Annotated in this window: 12 protein-coding genes; 5 read left to right on the forward strand and 7 right to left on the reverse strand. The window is 38.7% G+C overall.

All coding sequences use genetic code 11. The features are described 5' to 3' along the window. Positions 1 to 26 precede the first annotated feature (26 nt). Complete coding sequence (gene emrD, locus A3K86_RS02005) at positions 27 to 1235, forward strand: multidrug efflux MFS transporter EmrD (RefSeq protein ID WP_415860025.1); 1209 nt, start codon at positions 27 to 29, stop codon at positions 1233 to 1235. 94 nt (positions 1236 to 1329) lie between these two features. On the opposite strand, the gene A3K86_RS02010 is transcribed toward emrD, so the two are convergent. After that, positions 1330 to 1656 (reverse strand): HI1450 family dsDNA-mimic protein, encoded by a 327-nt coding sequence (locus tag A3K86_RS02010; RefSeq protein ID WP_068326911.1) that lies wholly within the window; start codon positions 1654 to 1656, stop codon positions 1330 to 1332. Between the two features lie 78 nt (positions 1657 to 1734). Then, positions 1735 to 3204 carry an EAL domain-containing protein gene (locus A3K86_RS02015; protein WP_162844301.1) on the reverse strand — a complete coding sequence of 490 codons (1470 nt, stop codon included), beginning with the start codon at positions 3202 to 3204 and terminating at the stop codon, positions 1735 to 1737. Between the two features lie 436 nt (positions 3205 to 3640). On the opposite strand from A3K86_RS02015, the gene A3K86_RS02020 reads away from it, so the two are divergent. After that, positions 3641 to 4360: a nucleotidyltransferase domain-containing protein gene (locus A3K86_RS02020; RefSeq protein WP_232321892.1), complete on the forward strand. Its 720-nt coding sequence runs from the start codon at positions 3641 to 3643 to the stop codon at positions 4358 to 4360. Between the two features lie 11 nt (positions 4361 to 4371). Next, positions 4372 to 6756, forward strand: coding sequence for a DNA polymerase II (locus tag A3K86_RS02025; protein ID WP_068326919.1), 2385 nt, complete (start codon positions 4372 to 4374; stop codon positions 6754 to 6756). A gap of 27 nt (positions 6757 to 6783) precedes the next feature. On the opposite strand, the gene A3K86_RS02030 is transcribed toward A3K86_RS02025, so the two are convergent. Beyond that, complete coding sequence (locus A3K86_RS02030) at positions 6784 to 7095, reverse strand: hypothetical protein (RefSeq protein WP_068326922.1); 312 nt, start codon at positions 7093 to 7095, stop codon at positions 6784 to 6786. A gap of 155 nt (positions 7096 to 7250) precedes the next feature. Between A3K86_RS02030 and A3K86_RS02035 the strand changes: the two genes are divergently transcribed. Beyond that, entirely contained in the window at positions 7251 to 7511 is a 261-nt protein-coding gene (locus A3K86_RS02035; protein ID WP_068326925.1) for a DUF1289 domain-containing protein, read from the forward strand. A 61-nt stretch (positions 7512 to 7572) separates the two neighbouring features. Here A3K86_RS02035 and rplY read toward each other — a convergent pair whose 3' ends face one another. Beyond that, positions 7573 to 7851, reverse strand: a complete 279-nt coding sequence (gene rplY, locus A3K86_RS02040) for a 50S ribosomal protein L25 (protein ID WP_068326928.1) — start codon at positions 7849 to 7851, stop codon at positions 7573 to 7575. Between the two features lie 384 nt (positions 7852 to 8235). Between rplY and A3K86_RS02045 the strand changes: the two genes are divergently transcribed. After that, positions 8236 to 10389, forward strand: a complete 2154-nt coding sequence (locus A3K86_RS02045) for a TonB-dependent hemoglobin/transferrin/lactoferrin family receptor (RefSeq protein ID WP_068326931.1) — start codon at positions 8236 to 8238, stop codon at positions 10387 to 10389. 99 nt (positions 10390 to 10488) lie between these two features. Here A3K86_RS02045 and A3K86_RS02050 read toward each other — a convergent pair whose 3' ends face one another. The 3 genes from A3K86_RS02050 to A3K86_RS02060 all read right to left on the reverse strand — a co-directional run bounded on the left by A3K86_RS02050 (position 10489) and on the right by A3K86_RS02060 (position 15583). After that, positions 10489 to 11469: a hypothetical protein gene (locus A3K86_RS02050; RefSeq protein WP_068326936.1), complete on the reverse strand. Its 981-nt coding sequence runs from the start codon at positions 11467 to 11469 to the stop codon at positions 10489 to 10491. A gap of 96 nt (positions 11470 to 11565) precedes the next feature. After that, positions 11566 to 14775 carry a hypothetical protein gene (locus tag A3K86_RS02055; protein ID WP_068326938.1) on the reverse strand — a complete coding sequence of 1070 codons (3210 nt, stop codon included), beginning with the start codon at positions 14773 to 14775 and terminating at the stop codon, positions 11566 to 11568. Then, positions 14768 to 15583: a DUF4123 domain-containing protein gene (locus A3K86_RS02060; RefSeq protein ID WP_162844300.1), complete on the reverse strand. Its 816-nt coding sequence runs from the start codon at positions 15581 to 15583 to the stop codon at positions 14768 to 14770. Before A3K86_RS02060 ends, A3K86_RS02055 begins: the two co-directional genes overlap by 8 nt. Positions 15584 to 15621 lie beyond the last annotated feature (38 nt).

Genomic DNA, 15621 nt, shown 5'->3' on the forward strand with positions numbered 1-15621 from the left:
ATTGTTCTGTTGTGAGGGATTTAGCTGTGGTTCAGCAATCATCAGAAACTAAAATGGCGCGTTTGTTATTTTTAATAATCATCTTGGCTGCCGTAGGCCAAATGACGCAAACAATGTATGTGCCTGCTATTCCGGCCATGTCAGAGTTCTTTGCCGTTGAGTCTTCGTACTTACAGGCAGTTATGGCTGCATATTTAATTCCATACGGCTTGTCGCAATTTGTTTATGGTCCAATGTCAGATCGTATTGGTCGCCGTCCTGTGATCATGTTAGGTATGGCTATTTTCCTAGCGGGTACAGTGATGGCAATCTGGGCGCCGAGCTATGAGATCTTCCTACTAGCTAGCTTTATCCAAGGCTCAGGTACAGGTTGTAGTGGTGCTATGTGTCGTACGATTACCCGTGACTGTTATAACGGTACTGATTTGCACCGAGCTAACAGCTTGGTAAGCATGGGAGTGATCTTTTCACCGTTATTAGCGCCAGTATTAGGTGGTTACCTATCTAGCTACTTTAACTGGGAAGCGAGCTACTACTTCCTACTTGGATTTGGTGTGCTAGTTACTTTGGCAATGATGTTTCATTTCACTGAAACATTGCCAAAAGAAAGTCGTCGCAATGAAAAAGTATGGGTTAGCTACCGTCACGTGCTATCTAACCGTCAGTTCCAAGGTTATGTCCTTTGCTTGATTGCAACCTTCGCGGGTATTGCAGTATTTGAAGCAGCGGCAGGCGTGCTACTGGGTAGTGTGCTGAAATTAGAGCCAACAATGGTGAGCTTTTTGTTCGTACTGCCATTACCGGGTTACTTAGGCGGTTCGTGGTTATCGGCAAACTTAGTGAAGAAAATGGGGAATACCCGTGTGCTTTACCTTGGTATGGCAGCTATCGTATTAGGTGCGGTAACTATTTTGGTACCAGGTCTAGCGGGAATGGTAACAGTCAGTTCTTTGATTGGTGGTGCATTCTTGTACTTCATTGGTGCTGGTGTGCTTTTCCCAGCAGCAACAACATCAGCGATTGAACCGTTTCCTCATCATGCAGGTACTGCCGGTGCGGTATTAGGTGGTTTACAAAACCTTGGTGCAGGTTTGGCAACATTGGCAGCTTCATTGATGCCAGCTGAAAACCAAATGAGCCTAGGTGTTGTGATGTCTGTGATGGCGGTATTGGTGTTCATTAGCTTAAGTTGGGTTCGTCGCAATCAACAACACGATGAGCCAGTACTGGTGTAACCATACAATACTGTAAATAACATCAGATTTGAGATAAGAAAAAGGCAGGTTTAACCTGCCTTTTTGCTTTGCTTAAACGGTGTGTTTAAAGCGATTAGTCACGTTTCCAAAGGATGTGACAGAATTTGTTTTCTGGATCGCGGCTTACCAGAAGGCGAGCAAATACATCGTCTAGAACATCGTCTTCTTCGTTTACTAGACCAATACGTACTTCAGCGTACACTTCGCCATCGACGTCAAAGCCAACGTGTTCACCCCAGTCTTTACCTGTTTCTACGAGCTCTGCCGCACCACGGTCTTCAAATTGGGCTGTGAAAAGAATGACATCAGCAGGTTCAAGATTATCCTGTGCCATTTCTAGGAAAATGTCGTACGCGGTGTCGATTACGTCGTCGTATGAAATCAGGTCTTGGTTTTCCATATAACTTCTATAACTCTACTTACAAATGAGTGAAGGGCTATAGTAGCCTTTATCCTAGAACAACTGCAAGGTAGACGATCAATGCTCGATGATCTGCTCCAGCTCTTTAGGCGCAAGATCAAGTACTGGTTGGCGCTGTGCCTTCTTAAGCTTAGAAACATACTTGCTGAACGACATCGGCTTGGCGAAAAGATAACCTTGGCAATATTTGATGCCCAGCGCGTTTACACGTTCTGCCTGCTCTGTTGTTTCAATCCCTTCTGCAATCACATCACAGTCGAAGCGTTTAGCTAAGTTGCAAATACTATCCAAAATAGAATGCGTGATGGTGTCGGTACTTGATGCAGCAACAAAAGCGCGGTCGATCTTTAGCACTTCAAAACTGAGTTGTTGCAGGCGTGACAACCCTGAATAACCACTGCCAAAATCATCTAATGCCCAAGTAACACCATGCTGACGAAGTTTAGTCATCCCCGTTTGTAATTGTGCGAGTTGATCATCGGTGAAGGTTTCTCGTTCGGTAAATTCAAGCACAATCCCATGCTGAAGCGCTGGTGAGTGCTTGATGATGCTGATGAGCTTACGAACAAAGAAGGGATTTGCAATCATTGATGCTGTCACATTCAGTGACAGGTAGTGGTCTGGGTTAATTTTGTCGAGAACAGCTTTATTACGCGCGGCTTCAGCTAAGAGCTTAAGGGTAATATCGTTAATCAAGCCGCTATTTTCAGCAATGGTGATAAATTCCGCAGGGGTTGTTAAGCCATTGTGAGGGTGTTCCCAACGCAGTAGGATTTCAGCTCCACGCCATTGTTGTGTTTGGCTGCAAACAATAGGTTGAAGGTACCCTACAAATTCATTGTTCTTGATGGCCTGTACGATCTCGGACTCTAAAGTACGGCGGTTACGGCACAGCGAACTTAGTCCAACAACAAATAGAGCGCTAATGAGAAAGATGATTAAAATGGCGTAGAGAAGCTGATCTTTAAATGCCTTGAGTAGTAAGTGACCATTGTAGCCAGTCATAACGGTATAAGGGTATTTCTGTGAATCGACTTCGATCAGATTGAGTAAATCACAGTTTTTGACTTCAGCATCACCTGCGACGAAATTTCCGTTATAGATGACTTTAGCTTTCATGCTGTGACGAGCGCCGAAATCACTGACCCAAAAATCAATGTAATCTAAGTGCAACGACACTCTAACCCACATATCTTGCGCCGGAATCAGGTAAAAAAGTGCATTTTTATTACGGCGTTGATCTTTTGCTGTGTAAGTAAAGCGTCCGGTAAAGTCGCTGTAATTTTTTGGTAGTTCACGGGAGATATCGACATTGTGCTGACGACTTCGATCAGAACACACAATTTTGTTATCTCGAATGAAGCTGATTTCTTTTATAGAGACGGAATCGTAGATGATGTCTTCGAGGGCCTGACGGTCACTTTCAGTACAAAAATCATTACTGGTATCAATCGCCGCTAGTTTTTTTTCGATACCAGTGAACAAAGCATCCATACGCTCAACAGCAATAGACGCTGATTGTTCCATTTTTTCTTCGGTATCTAAAACAACCCAAAATATATCGACAAGTAGCGCTAAGATAATAAACAAAGGAATAAATTTGATACTTCTCGCGCTCATCATGGTATTTAAGAGGTGGTTGTTAAAAGGGGAGGAAATATAAAGGCAAATGACTATACGTGCATAGGATTTTTTGCACTTATGTCGGTTAATTTAACAATTATTGATTTACATTAAATTTTCCACTGGGGTTTGCAACATTTAGTGTCGAACCATAGATAAGTGAAGAGATTAAATACACATGCATGTGTGAAAAATGAACAATAAAAACAATGGAATGGATAAGATGTAAAATCATGGGCAAATTGTATATGATTCATTTGATACATCAGAACGACAGGTAACGACAGTGGCGAAAAGACTTCCCGTCTTAAGCAGGGAACAGGGCTTTCAACAGGAATATATGCCGGCATTATTAGAGGCTGCAAAGCAATTTCGAGCCGGTTTAAATCAGAACTTTCATAGCATTTATCTTAATGGAAGTGTTGCACGCCATGAAGCTGTGTGGGGTAAATCTGATCTAAATTTTACTATCATCACTCAGCAAAAATTGCGCAGCCAAGATGAGTCAGCAATTAGCGCCATTCAGTGGCGTTTGACGCGTAGCTTCCCGAAAATTACTGGAGTGACGATAAAAACGGCCTCCCGCGAACAAGTGCTTAGCTTAGAGGGTATTTTTGAGTGGGGTGTATGGCTTAAGCATTGTTCAGTCTGCTTGAATGGTGATGATCTTTCATCGCGCTTTGGTAGTTTTGAAGTGAGCTGGGATATTGGACGCTCAATGAACGGCGACTTGAAAGATCTATTGCCCGAGTATCGTCACAAGATCATGAAAACCAAAGTGATAGATAATTACCTCGATTATTGTGAGTTTATTGGTAAGAAAATGATCTGGAGTGCCTACTGTTTGGTGCTGCATAGCAAGCAACAGTGGGAACTTGATATAAACCGTGCTGCGGATGTGTTTTTAGATGTGTACCCAGAGCACCTAATGGATGTGGAACGTGCATTTATTTTGGCTTCCCGTACTCAAGTGCCGAAAAAAGCCAGTTTGTTTTTACTCGATCAATTTGGTCAATGGATCGTGGCTGAGTTCGATAAAATTAATCGTCGCATTGGTTAACTGAGGTCGTTTTGCAATCGTATTCCACAGGGTTTGTTTTAACCCGCCAAAGCCGAGATTACCAAGGTCAAACTGAAGTCATTTTGTGGGTTAAAACCGAACAAGGACCAGTACGACTTGTTGTTGCTGGCGATAAACCCGTTTGTTTTGTGCCTGAAGAACAACAGCAGCAAGCAGAGCAATTATTAGCGCAAGCACAGATTTCGGCAACTTGGCGCCAAGTTGGTTTAAAGACTTATCAGCATAAACCTGTCGTTGCATGTTATAACCAAACTGTACGAGATGCTCATCAAGTTAGTCAGGTATTGGCAACAAATGGTGTTACGTGCTTTGAATCTGACATTCGTCTGGCCGATCGTTTCTTGATGGAGCGTTTTATCCGTGGTGGCATTGTTTTCACTGGGGACAGTATTCAAAAGCAGGGCTATGTTGAATACCGAAATGTAAAAGCGAAAGCGGCTGAATTTCAGCCACAGTTGTCTATGGTTTCGCTTGATATTGAGTGTTCTGAAAAAGGCATTCTGTATTCTGTCGGTTTACATTCTGATGCCGATAGCCGAGTAATTATGGTTGGTGATCCAACAAGCGTAAAAGAAGCTGAACAACAAACATGGATTCAGTGGGTTTCTGATGAAAAATCATTATTACTGGCATTAGAGGCTTGGTTTCAGCGATACGATCCCGACATTATCATCGGTTGGAGTGTGATTGATTTTGACTTTAGGCTGCTATTAAAGCGGGCGGAATGGCATAAACTTCCTTTTCGTATTGGACGAGGCAATCAAACGCCGCATTGGCGTCAATCAAACAAAAATAGCCATCAAGGCTTTATTACTATTCCGGGTAGGGTAGTGCTCGATGGCATTGATACTTTAAAAACCGCGACTTATAACTTTCGCTCTTGGTCATTAGAATCGGTATCTCAAGAACTGCTGGGTGAAGGTAAGGCCATTCACAATGTTCATGATCGTATGGCTGAAATTAACCATATGTTTCGTCATGATAAGCTCTCGCTTGCTCACTATAACCTTCAAGATTGTAAGCTAGTAACACGCATTTTTGAGCACACCCATTTGCTGGATTTTGTTATTGAGCGTTCGCGCCTAACAGGTGTAGAGCTTGATCGTGTTGGTGGCTCAGTGGCGGCTTTTACTAATCTTTATTTACCGCAGCTTCATCGTGCAGGCTATGTAGCACCAAACCTTGACAGTGACAATTGGATTGCGAGCCCAGGTGGTTATGTTATGGATTCTAAGCCCGGTTTGTACGAATCGGTATTAGTGCTTGATTTCAAATCGCTGTATCCATCTATTATCCGCTCTTTTCGAATTGACCCTATGGGGCTGGTGGAAGGCTTATTGCTTGAAGAAGGGAAAGCTGACAATCAAGCCATTGCTGGTTTTCGAGGTGGTCGCTTTCATCGTGAGAAACACTTTCTGCCAAAAATGATTGAAGAATTATGGCAAGCACGAGATCAAGCAAAGCGTGATGGAGAAAAAGCATTCTCGCAAGCGATCAAGATCATCATGAACTCCTTTTATGGCGTATTAGGATCGTCCGGTTGTCGCTTCTTCGATCATCGCTTAGCATCGTCGATCACTATGCGCGGGCATGAGATCATGAAAATGACTCGCGAGCTTATAGAAAGTCAAGGGTATGAAGTGATCTATGGAGATACTGACTCAACCTTTGTTTCTTTAAAGCAAGCCCATACAGCTGAAGATGCTGATGAAGTAGGCCAACAGCTTGTTGAGTACATCAACGGCTGGTGGCAGAAGCACCTTGATGATGAGTATGGTTTGGTTTCAGCGTTAGAAATTGAGTACGAAACCCATTATCACAAGTTCTTGATGCCTACTATCCGTGGTCAAGAAACGGGCAGTAAAAAGCGTTATGCAGGATTGATTGATCGTAATGGTCAACAACAAATTGTTTTCAAAGGGCTTGAGACTGTACGTACTGATTGGACGCCATTAGCGCAAGAGTTTCAGCAAACGCTTTACCATAAGGTGTTCCATAACGAAGATGTGGAAGACTATATCCGCGATTATGTTGAGCGAGCTCAACAAGGTGAGTTCGATGATAAGCTGGTATATCGCAAGCGACTAAGACGAAAGCTAGTTGAATACCAAAAGAATGTACCGCCTCATGTAAGGGCTGCACGTTTAGCTGATGAAATTAATGCTCAGCTTGGACGTCCACTGCAATATCAACATGGTGGTTGGATTGAGTATTTAATTACGTTAAACGGTCCAGAGCCTGCTGAATCACGAAAAAGCACTATTGATTACCAACATTACATTGATAAACAAATAAAGCCTGTAGCAGAAGGGATCTTGCCATTTATAGGCAAAGATTTTGAAGAGCTTATTGCACCACAAATGGGGCTGTTTTAAGCCCCATAATGTGATGATCAAACTGGATTAATCAAAATAAGCGATTGAAACGACTTTACCTTTGCTCGCATGAATAGGGTCGAATTTGATTGCACCACGGTTTGGGGTGCAAATCTTGAGTAAATCGCCACAATCAAAGATGGCGAGTACGGTTTCATCATTGCGGAAAACAGTGGGTAAAGGTTTACCAATTTCACATTGGCAAGGTTCACCTTCGTGGAGCCACTCAACTTTGTGAATGCGCTTTTCTTGAGTTGGGGCTGAAACGTGGTTAGCAATTGATGAAAAAACAGATTCCGCTTGTTCACGGCTTTCAGCAGATGGTACAAAAAAATCCATGGTTCCCTCCAAATTATAAATAACTATGCATAATCCATACATAGTATCCTAACAAACGCTATATCAAATCACTTGAATCATCAAGCGGTCTTTTCGTTAACTTAAATTGAGTATATGGTTAAATTAAGGAATTCATCATAAAGAAGGGTGGGAGAATGGAGCAATTAGAGTTTTTTTCTATTCCAAGCCCTTGTGTTGGTGTTTGCCAAGTTAATGAGCGTGGTTATTGTCGTGGCTGTATGCGAAACAGGGAAGAGCGCTTTAATTGGCAACAAATGACACCCGATCAGCAGCGCAACACGCTAAGATTATGCCGACAACGTTACCTTCGAATGCTGAGAGCTGCAAAAGCTGCACAAATTGATACGAAAGCAGATGAGGATATAGACAATCCACAGGCTGGTTTGTTTGATTAGCCTTAATTTGGATAAAAAAAAGCGCCCATAGGGCGCTTTCTTAGAACTTTGTATACGCGAATTAAACGCGTTTGAAGTCCATGTGCTCAACTTTTGGCTTGAACGCGTGACGTTGGATGTCTTGCGGCTTAACCTTAACTTCTTGACCGTCGATCACTAGAGTGATTACTTCGTAGAACTCAGGCTTTTCCATTTGGTTGATCACATCGCTGTGAACTAGCTCAATTGATACAGGCGCTGCTTCACCACCGTAAACGATAGCTGGGAATTTACCTGCGTGACGTAGACGGCGGCTCGCACCTTTACCTAGGTCAGTACGTACAACTGCTTCAAATTTCATTTTAAATACTCTTAAGTAAAATTCACTATGCAATGCGACCTTGCATAGCGTCGTTCAAAACGAGCGCGAATACTAACACCCCCCCTAAAAAGTCGCAACCTTAAAACGTGATTCCTAGTGACTTTCAATAATATAGCCAAAGAGCAGCTTCGAATGAGGGCGGTTTGGTTGCAAATTGTGCGTATTATTTCTGTTGGGATAATCATGCACTAGCTGTAAAAAGCCAGAAAGTAAAATATTGCTTCCAATAAATTTGATCTGGATGCACAAAAAGTTGTTTTTGTGATCTAAATCATATTGATAATGATAGTAATTCTCGTTTGTGTTTGTGATAATTCTCAGCAACAACATACTACTTGATAAAAATATCATTAAGCAGGGATTATGAAATACAAACTATCACTCGTTGCTAGCTCAGTAATACTAGCGGTTTCACCAATGCTACATGCTCAAGAAGCGGTTTCAGTATTTGATGAGGTGGTTGTATCGGGTACGCGTTCGGAAGAGAGTATTAAAAACGTACCTAATAGTATTGCTAAAGTTACAGATGAGACTCTTTCTGAAAATTTAGCATCTGACATACGTGATGCTGTTAAGTATGAGCCTGGCGTCAGTGTCAACGGTGGTGGTCGCTTTGGTTTAAACGGCTTTAATATCCGAGGTATGGATGAAAGTCGTGTGAAAGTTATGGTTGATGGCGTTAAACAGCCTGTTTCTTATAATCCGGGCTCTGCTGAAATGCGTTTCAATCAAAACATGTATGAAGTAGATACATTGACAGCAATTGAAATTAATAAAGGTCCTTCTTCTACCTTGTATGGAAGTGATGCTCTAGGTGGTGCTGTAATGCTTCGAACAAAGAATCCTGAGGATTTGCTCGAAGCAGGTGATGATACGCATGTAGGTTTTAAAACGGGTTATAAAAGTGCGGACGAGTCATTTAAACAAACACTAACGTTAGCAAATCGTACTGGTGATTTAGAAACCATGCTTATTTATACGCATGTTGATGGTAATGAAACAAAAGTGCATAAAGATGGAGCTGACATTAACGGTCCGGAGCGTGGTCAAGCAGACCCATATAGTTACCGCCAAGATAATGTATTAGCTAAAGCATTCTATCAAGTAAATGATACTAACCGTGTTGGAATTACGGGAGAGTATTTCACTCGTCAAGCTGAAGGCCGCCTTCTGAGCAAAGACGGTTATGAAATTATGCCTGGCTACAAATATACGAATAACTATGGCGTGGATGATGATTACCGTATTCGTCTTGGCTTAGAGCATGAGTGGTTGGCAGATAACGTGGCATTCGACACGTTGAAGTGGCAAGCGAACTGGCAAAAAATTAAAAGTGATCATGATACACAAGATCATACGGATGCGAAGGGCTTGCGAAACCGAAATCGTAATGGTGTGAATAAGAGTTATCAGCTTGATGCTCAGTTTGATAAAGAATTAGCATTTGCATCTAGCCGCCATCAACTTATCTACGGTTTAACAGGTTCTAAAGAAAACTTCGTTCTTAATTACACGGATACGAATTTAGATACTGGTGTTCCAAACGAGAAAGGAGCAGAAATCCCAGAAGCAGATTCAACACAATGGGGTGTATTCCTGCAGGATCAAGCTTTTATGTTTGATGATGCATTTGTTGTAACTGCAGGTGTGCGTTATGACTCGTTCGAGTCAAAACCGATTGATACAACTAAATACCCTGAGCATAAGAGTAGCGCATTTACTGGTAAGCTAGGTGCTGTGTATCACTTTAATCAAAACTTGAGTACTTTCGCTCAGTTTAGCCAAGGCTTTAAAGCTCCAACGCTGCAAGACCTGTACTACTTCTACGGTATGGGGGCGGTATATCTTCCAAACCCAGATCTTAAGCCAGAAGAGAGTCAATCTTACGAGCTTGGTCTACGTGCGAATAATCAGCTAGGTGATTTAGAGTTAGTTGGTTTCTATAACGACTACAAAAACTTTATTGCTGAAGACTACGTTGGTAAAAACGTTGATAATAAAGATGTCTACACCAAGAAAAACATCGGCAAAGCGAAAATATATGGTGCTGAATTTAAAGGTAATTTATACCTTGATGAAGCTCTGGGCGCACCTATGGGTACTTACTCTCGTTTATCTCTAGCGTACGCGAAGGGGGAAAATAAAGAGACTGGTGAAGCAATTGAAACCGTAGCTCCACTGACTGCTGTTCTTGGGGTGGGCTATGATGCGCCAAGTGAGAAATGGGGTAGTGTAATGAGTATTACAGCTGTCGCATCTAAGAAAGGTGATGATTGGGAAAAACCATCAAATGGTGCTGAAGCAAATATTGAAGCACCAAGTTATGCAGTTGTTGATCTAACGGCTTACTACCGACCAACACAAGATCTAACCTTGCGTGCTGGTTTGTTTAATGCGTTTGATGAGAAATACTGGTTATACCAAGATCTAAATGGTATTACTGAATCAAGTAAAGGCATTGACCGCCGTACTCAACCAGGTCGTAACTGGGGCATTAACTTAGACTACGCGTTTTAATCAACGTTGATTCTAAAATGAAAACCGCGCTTTGGCGCGGTTTTTTTGCGATGAATTTCGAGTGTTTTGATATTACAGAAATTATATTTCAGTTAGATTTTACTGTTCCCAATTAATATTTCTTAGCCTTTGTAATTCTGAATCTGTTAGTGAATAGTTGTAAATTTTATTATGATTATATTTCACAGTGTGGTTAGATATATACGTATGAGCATTACTTTCTATCGATGATATTTGCTCAATTGATAAGTCTTTCTTCAAATTTTCAATGTTCATATTAAGTGATATACCCACTGAGCTTAAATCTGAGCTTTTATCTCCAATAAAATGATTGTAAATGTAATAGAAGTAATAAGCGTTTTCAATCGCTATGTTTTTATCTTGTTTAAAACGTAAATTATAATTTTGCGCTAAAGATAAAATAGCATCTGCATCGCCGCTATTTAATAAAGGGGTGATGATTTTTAATGCTCTTTTATAGTTGCCTTCAATAAAGTGATCTGTTGATTTTATTATTATGGCTTTGTTGAATTTTTTATCTAGTGATAATTCTAAATGTTTATTAGCAACTTTTTTCCGATTTCTATCAAAAAAGAAGAACCCCCCTCCGTTGATATAATATTTATATAATTCATAATGTGATCTTCCATCTCCATTATCTGCACCAAATGTAAGCCACTTAACTCGATTATCCATGAAAGATAGAAGATGCACTGCATAATTATCTCCACTCGTGGCTCTTTTAGATAATATTGGAGTAATAAAATTTTTTAGGTCTTTCCCTAGCCCAAAGTCATGGTATGTTAAGCTAACTATTGCGTTGATGTTGCCATCATATGCTGACTTTTTTAGGTTGATATATTCATCTCGACTGAATGAAAAAGGGTTGATGTTAAATGTTTTTGCATAAATATAGCGAGACTCTGCGCTCATGACCTCTATGTTTTCTAGTACAACTCTAGTTTCTTCATACCGATTTTGTAGAAATAGTGTTTCTGCTAATTTGTATTGTAAGTTTGAGTTTGAAAAGCAAGCTTGTGACCAAAAAAAGCAAAAAAACAAAATTATTTTTCTTGTCATTACAACTCCACGTATATCTTGTTCTTTAAGTTATTAAATATTTATGATTCATAGGCTAATAATAAATATCACTCATGATTATCAGAGCGATTATAATTATTTAATAAGTTCTAATGAGGTTGACTTTTGAAGGTAACCTGCTGACTTGAAGCTTCCTCTTGCTAACTCTGAAGTTCTATCTAGATGTTTTTTTATTACATCTTCATATCTTTCTTGATTAGCAAGTATATCTAGATGAAGGCGACTAGTGATATAATTAAGTTTGGTTTTCCAATTGTTCTTTCTTATTAGCATTTCTAAAACTTCTCGCTGTTTAATTTTTGGAGTGCTAACTTCTTTGGATAAATAGCTCCATATTTTTTCAAGCTCTATGTTATAAGTAAGCAGCCTTTTTTCTTTTATATTTGGGTAAACTCTAGGAGCCATTAAATAAAATGCTTCCTCTAATTGCCTTTCTGTTGTTTTGAGCTCTATCTGAGACTCTTTTGCATTAATATATAAAAAGTTTACTACCTTGCATAAGGCAATTTGCTGCAAAGCTTGAACTTCATGTTTGTTGAAAGGAATTGTTTTATCATCTGATAACTTTACATTAATTTCGTAACTTTCTTGAATTAATGTGTTAATTAATGGGCCTAAAGCTTCTGGTACCATATTAACAATCCATTTACTAAGTATATCATCCCTACCAAAAGCTATTGCATAAGCAGTATTTCCAGACTTTTTGAAGTCAAAGATATCTAATATTTTGTCTAGTGTATCTTTCTTTTGAGCAAGGTAGAAACCTATATTTGTTGTAGTATAGATCATTAATTGAGATAGTATTGATAGCCTTTTAAAACTATCTTCATCGGCAATATCAAGACGGTGATAATTACTCTTTCTCAAAATACGTTGAAACATCCACACCCAAGCACCTAAAGCTTCTCCGTTGACTTCTCCATATATTTCTACTTGGCTATATTTAACCGGAATTGTAACACTAACGTATAGCTTTTTCTTTTTCATGGAAAAGTAAATGGGACATTTTGCTTCATAGCCGATGGTACATTTGATTGCGGCTCGTATCAAAGTCATAGCTTTTATGTTTGAAGGAACAATATAATCGGGAATTGCTTCTACATTGTCATTGGTTGACGTTGTAGGTAAATGCCACAGAACATAACAAGCCATTTCAGCTCCAATTTTTGCCTCTGCTTTTAATGAGGCTGCTTCAGAGCTTATTCCTCCTTTATTATCAATCTCGTATAGTGAAGGGATTGATAATCCATCTTTCGATAATTCTAATTGTTTTGATACAGCAAGATTAACTCCAGCAAAACCAAACGCATCGAATGAAAATTTAGCTTGTATTGCGCCAATACAATACTCAAAATACTTTTTATTATTATTGGAATCAATGTAGGGAAACTCAATAAGCTGAGTTGTATCAATGTTTTCATTATTAGGTAAACATATGAATTTTTCCCCTGTAATGGCTTCGACCAGGCTTATGTTACCTGTTCGTAAAGCAAATTCAGTTTTCATTTCAAACTTGCCAAGTTCATATTTCTTAGAGCCGTCGCTGCCTTTGGTTTTGCTTACATATCCAGAATAAGTTCTGTGTGTATTCTGGTGATCTATGGTTAACGCCTTATCAACAAAAGCTGAATAATCACGTTTAGATATAAGCCTAATAAGCTGTGCTTGATAGCTGTCATTAAATGGGTTGATTCGATTTGACAGTGTTTGGCTGTAAAGAATTCTCTGTATTGTTTCCTTCCAAGTTGTAATGTCACCATTTAGAGCATTTACAATGATGTTTTTGTTTTTCAAATGTTTTTCAAGCTTTTCTGTTAAGAATAAACCTTTACTACAGAACCAAGAGCTTTTAATAGGGACTTTGACTACCTCATATGATAGTAGTTTAAAAAAAGCCTCATCTGAAGATTTCCTTGATTTGTAAATGCTGCTTTTTCTATCTTCCGCTGATTGTGGTAAGTGTATTAAACTTATGTGTCTTAGCCCATCAGCGATATTTGAATTAGAGCTTTGTGCATTCTCAACTCTCAAATACTCCCTCAATGGATATCGGTCAAGCATTAGCGACTCCATCGGTTTGGATTTATAATCGCTGATATCCCATACTAAAAAAAATGTCCCTTTACAGAGTGCAATAGCTTTATGTGCGTAGTCTTTAAATTTATCTTTTTTCAATAAGATATTTTTAAGTATAGTGTATTCTTCTTCAAGAATAAACTGTGGTGGAATAGCGTAATGGTTAGTTGCATTAGATAAAGATTTTAATTTATCTCTAATACTTTTAGTTATAATTTGTTCTTGCTTTTCATAATGGTAGTATATTGATAAAATTTCTTGACCGTATTCTGTCGCAGTCATCTCACTGTGTTTGCTTTGTTCTGTTATTTTTTTTGTTTTGAAATTGATTGAGGTGTCAGAAGCGAGTTCTTTTAAAAAATCATCCTTGATATTACATTCGATACCTAGTGCTAACTCAGGTGTGGCTATACCAACAAAGGCTAATTTTTCGATGATATCAACAAGTTTTTTGTATGATTTTATTTTCACTTCTAACTCATTTTTTCGTCTTCTCTCAGCAATTGTAGCAGCATCTTTTACGTTGTATGTTAAATTGCTTTTTTTATAGAAATCTGCGATAGAGGAGATCTCATTCTGAAGAGTGCTTATTTGGCTTTTAGGTGAGTTGTAGTTTTCAATTTCGAATTTCTTTTTTACTTTAAAGTATTTCGCTAGAAGTTTTTTTATTTCAGTCTCTCTTGGGCTGTATAAAGTGCCAGAATCATAAATGTATCCTTTCTTGCGAGCAATTGTTACGGCTTCTGATTTGCAATTTTCGATAAAACGTATTTTATCATTATATACATAAGTAAAGCCTTCTCTTGGAACAAAGGTATTATATTTTTCTTTATATTTTAGTGCCTCTTTGCGAGCGTTTTTTATCCAAAGCTTATCATTTTCATATTGTACTTTCTTAGACTTAGGTATGAATGCTTCGATATCTGCTTTAATGAGCCCATCGATAGCATCAGCTTCGGATAAACTAGTAATTATATCTTTAGAGTTGTCTTGAATTGCTTCTTCAATTTTGCTTTCAGCGATATTTAATTTTTCGCAAGCGTTTTCAGTTAACAAATAAAAGTTTTTACTTCCAACTATGTATATAAGATCTTGGAATCTTTTTTCATTGCTGCATTTCTCGCATGAATCAATGCTTTCGTCTTGGATCGGAAATGGTTCAATTTCCGGGGATTTATCTGCAGTCGGTAGAATAATCTTATTAATCATATTTAAATCCTTGATTCTGTTTGATCGAATCAACTAAAAAGCATGCTTCTTTCCATTTTTCAGTAAAAGAAGTATTTTGCGATGTAAGGTGTATCCAATAGTTGTGTTTAAGTAGCTCAGGGAAGGATAATATTAAATTCTCCCATTCTTTATATTCCTTTTTGTTATATTTACCTGACTCGATCAATTTCACAAGAGATGTAGCGCTGTCATATATTATGGTGTTGCTTATTTTTTTCCATTTTTCGTAATATCCTAGGTAATAAGCCATTCTTTGATTTTTTAAATTGGCTCTAAAACTATCATCTATTTTTAGTTTATAATTGTCTGATGAGTTTTTTAATAAAGAATGATTCCAACTTAAGCGTGAGTATGATGGAGTGAATGTTTCTTTAATATCTTTACCAAAATACTCAGGCTGTTTTTTTATTAAGTAAGATGCTGTTATTGGCGAATAAAAACGCAGCAGGCAAATACCCTCTTTCTTTATGTCGCTTTCAACCGTCAACATGTATGCTAATTTTTGTTGAAGCTCATCTAATGCTAAATTAGAATTTAGTACAATTCCGGCAATTTTGTTCTTTGCTTTTTCTAATAATATTTCGTTGTTTGATTCTAATTTTATTATTATTGGGCTGACATCAAGGTTCCCATCATAAGGAGTATTACAAAATAGTGGCACCCAGTCATTACAAATAATGTTGTTGTAAACATCTATTTGTTTGTCATTAAAATAATTAATATCAAGGATTAAATATAAGCTATTGTTTTCTAATTCAAGCAATTCTTTTGAAGTTAACGCGGACATTTGCATTTATCTCCAAGGGTGCAGTTACCTCCGTTCTG

The sequence above is a fragment of the Photobacterium jeanii genome, assembly GCF_001650345.1.
GTDB lineage: Bacteria > Pseudomonadota > Gammaproteobacteria > Enterobacterales > Vibrionaceae > Photobacterium > Photobacterium jeanii.

Bases quoted from the DNA above. Each gene is read 5' to 3' on its own strand.
- A3K86_RS02010 (WP_068326911.1), bottom strand. From the start codon at position 1,656: ATGGAAAACCAAGACCTGATTTCATACGACGACGTAATCGACACCGCG.
- A3K86_RS02015 (WP_162844301.1), bottom strand. From the start codon at position 3,204: ATGGAACAATCAGCGTCTATTGCTGTTGAGCGTATGGATGCTTTGTTC.
- A3K86_RS02020 (WP_232321892.1), top strand. From the start codon at position 3,641: ATGCCGGCATTATTAGAGGCTGCAAAGCAATTTCGAGCCGGTTTAAAT.
- A3K86_RS02030 (WP_068326922.1), bottom strand. From the start codon at position 7,095: ATGGATTTTTTTGTACCATCTGCTGAAAGCCGTGAACAAGCGGAATCT.
- A3K86_RS02035 (WP_068326925.1), top strand. From the start codon at position 7,251: ATGGAGCAATTAGAGTTTTTTTCTATTCCAAGCCCTTGTGTTGGTGTT.
- rplY (WP_068326928.1), bottom strand. From the start codon at position 7,851: ATGAAATTTGAAGCAGTTGTACGTACTGACCTAGGTAAAGGTGCGAGC.
- A3K86_RS02045 (WP_068326931.1), top strand. From the start codon at position 8,236: ATGAAATACAAACTATCACTCGTTGCTAGCTCAGTAATACTAGCGGTT.
- A3K86_RS02050 (WP_068326936.1), bottom strand. From the start codon at position 11,469: ATGACAAGAAAAATAATTTTGTTTTTTTGCTTTTTTTGGTCACAAGCT.
- A3K86_RS02055 (WP_068326938.1), bottom strand. From the start codon at position 14,775: ATGATTAATAAGATTATTCTACCGACTGCAGATAAATCCCCGGAAATT.
- A3K86_RS02060 (WP_162844300.1), bottom strand. From the start codon at position 15,583: ATGTCCGCGTTAACTTCAAAAGAATTGCTTGAATTAGAAAACAATAGC.